A 591-nucleotide genomic window follows, 5' to 3' on the forward strand; every position below is an offset into this window, starting at 1 on the left:
ATTATGAAAAAAATCCTGCTGACATTAATAATCTTGATTTCATTGACTGCTTGCGAATCGAAAAAAAGCAACTCAACTAAAAAAAATGTGGCGGAAATTGAAACAACAATCTCTGATTCAGAAACAGAATTAACTGAATTAGAAACAGAAGCAAAATTAAGGACTGAAATTAATGACCAATATTTGGCTGAACTTTCCAAATGTTCCCAAAATGTAAATGCTGTAACTGACTTTAATGGAAAAACGGAATTTTGGCGGATTTGCGAAAATGAAAATGGGAAACGAATAATACAAATTGACTCGCACCAAGAAACAGTTCTTTACGAAGAAGTTTATTACGAACAAAACGGAGAACTTATTTACGCGGAGGAATCAATAAAATATATGCCAATTAACCATTACACTCTGCAACCTTGGACTTGCCAATTTTATGCAGAAAACGGAAAATTGATTTCACTAATGTCATTGGGACACGGAAAAACAGAAGATGACGAATGGAATCCTGAAATAATATTTGAAATGCATAAAAACAGAATTGCGGAATTGAATAAAATTGAGAATGAATAAAAATAACTGTAGGCAACAATGTAT

General features: G+C 32.1%; 1 protein-coding gene. It reads left to right on the forward strand.

The features are described from left to right. Positions 1–567: hypothetical protein (locus P7122_RS15820; protein WP_278006773.1), on the forward strand; the 567-nt coding region annotated here is incomplete at its 5' end. Positions 568–591 lie beyond the last annotated feature (24 nt).

The sequence above is a fragment of the Winogradskyella marincola genome (assembly GCF_029624125.1).
Classification (GTDB): Bacteria; Bacteroidota; Bacteroidia; order Flavobacteriales; family Flavobacteriaceae; genus Winogradskyella; species Winogradskyella marincola.